Here is a 5,622-nt window from a genome sequence, read left to right as displayed (position 1 = left end):
CACAGCGCGGCAGGAGCGGCTCCAGCCGCCCCCACTCCGCATTCGTCAGATCCCCTCGACCAACCACGCCAACCAGCCTGGCCTCACAAGCATGATCACGTCAGGAGATCCAGGAAACAGAACCTAGAGCCCTTCCGGGGCCAGCACACGCTGTCCGGTCGCGTTGGTCGTGAAGGCCAGTGACCGGACGGCGTCCTCGACCAGGGCGTCACTCACGGTCCGGGCTGCGGGCTCGTTCCCGCCTGTTGCCGGGGCGCACCAGGCACGCAAGGTTCGTGCCGCGATCTTCAGTCCCGCGGTGTTCAGCGCGGTGAGGATCGACTCGACGGCGTGACCGACGGCCTTCATCTGGTCGACGAATGCCACGATCAGCGGTTTCGGGGGTCGAGTTCCCCCGCGAAGAAAATCGTCGCGGACTTCAGCACCTCGTTGACCTCACGTAGCCGCTTGTTCTCCGCCCGCAGCCTGCGCAGTTCCTCGCGCTCGCCCGTGCTCACGCCCGCGACCTGGCCCGCGTCGACCTCGTACTGCGTTACCCAGCGCCGCACGGACTCCCGGGAGACACCGAGCGAGTCGGCGACCTGGATGTGCAGTGCACGCTCGGAGGAGTACTCCGAACGGTGCTCTGTCACCAGCCTCACGGCCTGGCTACGAAGGGCTGCGTCAATCTTCTTGGGCATGTGTCCCATCCTCTCTGCTGTCTCACAACTGAGCGGCAGAGAAGTCAGAACGGTTCACCGGCACACCCGCCACGGCCTGAACGACCGACCACCGACGGCCCTTCCAGCCCTCAGACGATCACACCCCCAACAACATGACAGTGCCCGCACGAGCTCTGTTGGTTCCCGGAAGGATTCCCGATGGGGAGGGTGGCTTCGATTCCAGCAGGTGAGTATGGAGCCCCCGACCTATATAGGAGCCGTTTCATGGCGACCCCGATAGAAGACACCGTGATGGCAATGAGCCTCCGTGGTGCCGACGTGATCAACCAAGTCAGCACGACGAACGGCGTGCTCGTTGAGTACGTTTTCTACCACAACGCGGCCTGGTACGTTCGAGACACCAATAGCCTCGATGTCAATCTCTCCCTGGACAAGAGTGGATTCTCTGGATCCCGTCGGGATGGGAGTTCGGTTTCCTTCCCGGAGAACCCCGACAGCTGCGAGCCGGATTATTTGGCGCTTTCCGCATGTTTTTTCGCGCTGGAGATGGATCCATTTCCTGAAGGTCGCGCTTCGTGTGACATTATTTCCCGCCAGGGTCAGCTTGTCTCGTACTTCAGCACCCCGCTCAGGGTAGCCGGATATGGCAGTGACGCAACCAGCCAGCCCCACGTGACCGATGAGCGGGAGCTGGTTGCGCAGCAGGAATCTGTGCTGAAGAGTACAAGGAATCTGCTCCACAATACAAAGCAGAAACTGGCTGACCCGAAAGCGGATGCCACCTTCTATGCAAAGAAGGTCGCCAACTACCAGCACACCTATGACAATGCTGCGGCCGCGCTCGATGCGGCTTCCAATCCGACAGCCCAAGGATATCTCTTCAATTCGCGCACTGTCCCCTTTTCTTTTGGTAAGGACGGCTATCCCGCATTCGATGAATTCCAGGCTCTGCAGGACCTCGGTTCACAAGCGGTCGAGGCGAACGGGTTCATCCAGAAGAAGAAACGTCCGATCATGGGTTCGGCCATGATTATCGGCGGCGAAGCGTACATTTCCGGTAGTGAGCCGAGCAACGTCGGAGGTATCGTCAATCCGGTCGTGACCAAGCTGCTTGGTGAAATTGATTCGGGAGACCGGTCGAGGGGCCACGGAAAGTGCGCCGAGATGGTGATCCTCAACAGGTATCTCAGTGCGCACGGAATCTCTGACCTGGATGCCGCGAAGGCTCACTTTGCCAAGGTCGGCGCCGCCAGCTACGCACGGATCGTGAGTAGTTCCACCCCTGCAGCACCGTGTAGTTCTTGCTGGAAGGTCCTCAGAGGTCTCGGCATTTCTTTCGAATCCGGCCATAAAATCAAGGCTGTCACGGCGAAGTCGCGGCACCTGATCGTGCAGCGGAACAAGGCCAACATCGGCAAACTCAAGCAGATGGAAGCCGAGACCTGTTTCATTGTGAACCACGATGTCTTCTTCGGGGAAGAATACCGAAACCACGTCCAGGAACTCGCCAAGGGTGCTGCCGACAGCGTAGACCTCCTGGCCGAGTTGGTGTTCGTAATTACTAACGGCCAGATCAAGTTCTGGTGGACGTCGGGGGCGCGTGGGATACTCATGCACGTCGTGGGGGAGGCACTTGCCGAGGCCGCCCCGAACCTCCGCTGGGACAAGACCATTGGGGGAGTGCAGGCGAATCTGCGCGGGGCGAAGAGGAGCTGACGGGGTGTTGTCGCGTGGTCGGTGGTGGGTGGGATGATCTTGGGGTTGTTGTGTCCGGAGAGGGGCCCGATCGTGTCGTCCGCCAGGCCGTCGTACCGGAACCACCGCTACCCGGTCGAGAACATTTCGCACTGCGTGTGGCTGTGAGCCTTTTCCAACCTGACTGCGGCGGTGAGGTGGTGGAGGTTGCCAGCTGTACGGAACGACGAAGCTCCTGGTAGACGGGTTCTCGACCAAGATCACCCGTGTCCGCCAGGAGCTTCGCGTGCTCTACCCCTCGTCGATCGATCGGTCCAGCGGCACCCTGCGCTACCTGACCACGCGGTTCCGTGCCCGGCAGCGAGAGATCGGGACCCGGTGGCGACGGCTGCCTGTCGGCCGTCAGGCCCTGCTCGCCCTCGCCCACCTGCGGTGCGGGGACACCTACGCGCGGCTCGCCGCCGGGTTCGGCATCGCCGTCGCGACCGTGTACCGATACATACGTGAGGTGATCGACGTCCTGGCCGCCGCCGCGCCGACCCTGACCGAGGCAATGAAGCCCGTGCGAGCGAAAGCCTTCGTGATCCTGGACGGCGCCCTGCTGCCGATCGACCGGATCGCCGCCGACACCCCGTACTACTCCGGGAGACAGAAACGCCACGGCATGAACATCCAGGTCCTCACCGACCCGTTCGGCCGACTGCTGCGGGTCTCGCCGGCATTGCCCGGCTCGACCCGTGACCTGACCGCCGCCCGGCGCCACGGCATCATCGAGGCGCTCGCCGAGGCCCACGTGAGTGCTGGGCGGACAAGGCTTACCAGGGCGCCGGGCGCCCCGTCCGGGTGCCGTTCAGGGGCCGTCGACTCAATCACTGGAAGCGGCGACACAACAGCACCCACGCCAAGATCCGCTGTCTCGGCGAACAGGCTGGCCACTCTGAAGGGCTGGCGGCTTCTGCGGAAGCTCCGCTGCAGCGCCAACCGGATCACCGACATCGTGAAGGCCGTCGTCGTCCTTCACCACGCCTCAACCTGAGGTTGGAAAAGGCTCCTTGACCCCGGATTTTGGACACCGGAGACACTTGGATCTTGATGGTCCAGGAGAACGGAGTCGTTGTACCGGTCGAGGCCAGGAGCAACGATCAGGTCGGTCGCTGGTGATCTCGGGGTGAACACCGAGACGCTGCGGAACTGGATCCGGGCCGCCGATGGCCATCGCCCAGGCGCCCACTCCTCGCCGCCAGCCGCTGTCCAGGCGGGCAGTGACGGGGCCTGACCCTTGATCGTGGACACCCTGATCATTGGATCGTGAAGATCCGAGGAACAGGAGTTCCCATTAGAAGTCATCTCATTTGGCTGGTTGGGTAGGCTGTCGGTCATGGTGGGGATCGTTGAGCGGCTGGTGCCGGATGAGTTGTGGTGTCTGTTCCAGCGGGTGGTGCCTGAGCCGCCGTCGCGGCCTCAGGGCGGTGGCCGGCGTCGGCACGGAGATCGGGAGGTGCTCGCGGCGATCGTGTTCGTCGCCACCTCGGGTTGCACCTGGCAGCAGCTGCCCACAGCGTCGTTCGGACCCTCCGGAGCAACCGCCCATCGGCGCTTTTCCGAGTGGTCAAAGGCCCGGGTGTGGGCCAAACTCCACCGCCTGGTCCTGGATGAACTCGGTGCCCGCGGCGAACTGGACTGGTCGCGTTGCGCTATCGACTCGGTGAACATGAGGGCCCTGAAAAGGGGGATCTGACAGGTCCGAATCCTGTGGATCGGGGCAAGTACGGATCAAAGATCCACTTGATTACCGAACGGACCGGTCTGCCCCTCTCCGTCGGTATCTCCGGCGCGAACATGCACGACAGCCTCGGTCTCGAACCACTCGTGCGAGGCATCCCACCGATCCGATCCCGACGAGGACCCCGCCGACGGCGCCCCGGCAAGCTCCACGCCGACAAGGGCTACGACTACGCTCACCTGCGTCGATGGTTACGCGGACGCGGCATCACCCACCGCATAGCCCGCCGCGGCATCGAATCCTCCCAAACCCTGGGCCGGCACCGCTGGACCGTCGAACGCACCATGGCCTGGCTCGCCGGCTGCCGCCGACTCCACCGCCGCTACGAACGCAAGGCCGAACACTTTCTCGCCTTCACCAGCATCGCCTGCACCCTCATCTGCTACCGCAGACTCGCCAAATGAGATGACTTCTTAGGGACGTCGAAGTACAGCCTTGAGTTCCGGGCCGATGCCGTCGCGCTGTACCGGGCCACGCCTGGTGGCAGCTACGCATCGGTGGCCAAGGACCTGGGCATCAACCACGAGACGCTGCGCGTCTGGGTTCGGGATGCCGAGCAGGCCGCGCGGCCCGGCGCCAGCGAGGCGAGCACGATCGAGAATGAGAACCGGCAGCTCCGGGCGAGGGTGAAGGAGCTCGAGCTCGAGCGGGAGACTGCGGAGGGCCGCGAAGTATTTTGCGGGCGAGACCAGCTGGTGAGCAGCCGCTTCCAGTTCGTCGATGATCATCGTGGCGCCTCCGGCGTCAAGCGGCTGTGTCGGATACTTGCGCTCTCTCGCTCCGGGTTCTACCGGTGGGTGGCCGGCGCGGACGCGCGGTCCGGCCGGGTCCGGGCGGACGCCGAGCTGGCGGATCGGATCACCGTGATCCACCAGGAGTCGGATGGTAGCTACGGGGCCCCGCGCGTCACCGCTGAGCTACGGGGCAACGGTGTTCTGGTCAACCACAAGCGCGTCGCCCGGGTCATGCGTGCCTGGGGCATCGTCGGTTTCCACCTGTGCAAGAAGGTCCGCACCACCGTCCCCGAGCCATCGGCGATACCGGTTCCGGACCTACTGCGACGCGACTTCACCGCGAACGCGCCGAACGCCAAGTACGTCGGCGACATCACCTATCTCCCGATCGGAGGCGGTCAATTCTTGTACCTGGCAACGGTGTTGGACCTCCGCTCGAAACGGCTGGCGGGCTGGTCGATCGCCGACCACATGCGCATCTCGCTGGTCACCGACGCCCTCAAAGCCGCGGCCGCCGCCCGGGGCGCCGACGGACTGCGCGGGGCGATTTTCCACACCGATCACGGCTCGCAGGGCGGATTCAACCGGTCGTCGCAACACCTTGATCAAGGAGGTGCGTGGTGGGACGAGACCAGAGTCAGAGGGTGCCGGAGGCGCCTGCGGGAGCGCGGCGGCAGTGGGCGGCGGATCGCGTCGGGAGTGACGACGGTAGAGGCCGCGGTGGCTGTTGGTGTGTCATGGCCGGTCG

The 5,622-nt window shown here is 64.0% G+C and carries 6 protein-coding genes and 1 pseudogene; 5 read left to right on the top strand and 2 right to left on the bottom strand.

The window, feature by feature from the left end:
- Positions 1-123: 123 nt before the first annotated feature.
- Complete coding sequence (locus OTB20_RS41640; protein WP_267825107.1) at positions 124-366, bottom strand: hypothetical protein; 243 nt, start codon at positions 364-366, stop codon at positions 124-126.
- Between the two features lie 2 nt (positions 367-368).
- On the bottom strand, positions 369-680 hold the full coding sequence (locus OTB20_RS41635; protein ID WP_267825105.1) for a transposase: 312 nt from the start codon (positions 678-680) through the stop codon (positions 369-371).
- A gap of 246 nt (positions 681-926) precedes the next feature.
- Between OTB20_RS41635 and OTB20_RS41630 the strand changes: the two genes are divergently transcribed.
- The 5 genes and pseudogenes from OTB20_RS41630 to OTB20_RS41615 form a co-directional block, all read left to right on the top strand.
- Positions 927-2,378, top strand: coding sequence for a hypothetical protein (locus tag OTB20_RS41630; protein WP_267825104.1), 1,452 nt, complete (start codon positions 927-929; stop codon positions 2,376-2,378).
- 265 nt (positions 2,379-2,643) lie between these two features.
- Positions 2,644-3,393: pseudogene (locus OTB20_RS41625) on the top strand (transposase family protein).
- A 78-nt stretch (positions 3,394-3,471) separates the two neighbouring features.
- Positions 3,472-3,633 carry a transposase gene (locus tag OTB20_RS43080; RefSeq protein WP_420716617.1) on the top strand — a complete coding sequence of 54 codons (162 nt, stop codon included), beginning with the start codon at positions 3,472-3,474 and terminating at the stop codon, positions 3,631-3,633.
- 102 nt (positions 3,634-3,735) lie between these two features.
- Positions 3,736-4,544, top strand: a protein-coding gene (locus OTB20_RS41620) for an IS5 family transposase (protein WP_420716371.1) whose coding sequence is annotated in 2 segments (ribosomal slippage) — positions 3,736-4,084 and positions 4,084-4,544 — 810 coding nt in all. Because the reading frame shifts where the segments join, the coding sequence is not laid out codon by codon here.
- A gap of 57 nt (positions 4,545-4,601) precedes the next feature.
- On the top strand, positions 4,602-5,622 hold a 1,021-nt coding region (locus tag OTB20_RS41615), incomplete at its 3' end, for an IS3 family transposase (RefSeq protein WP_267825108.1).

This window comes from Streptomyces sp. H27-H1 (genome assembly GCF_026627445.1).
Lineage (GTDB): Bacteria > Actinomycetota > Actinomycetes > Streptomycetales > Streptomycetaceae > Streptomyces.
This window is presented reverse-complemented; position numbering and strand designations above follow the sequence as displayed.

Excerpts from the sequence above, each read along its gene's own strand:
- OTB20_RS41630 (WP_267825104.1), top strand. The coding sequence starts at position 927 with ATGGCGACCCCGATAGAAGACACCGTGATGGCAATGAGCCTCCGTGGT.
- OTB20_RS41635 (WP_267825105.1), bottom strand. The coding sequence starts at position 680 with ATGCCCAAGAAGATTGACGCAGCCCTTCGTAGCCAGGCCGTGAGGCTG.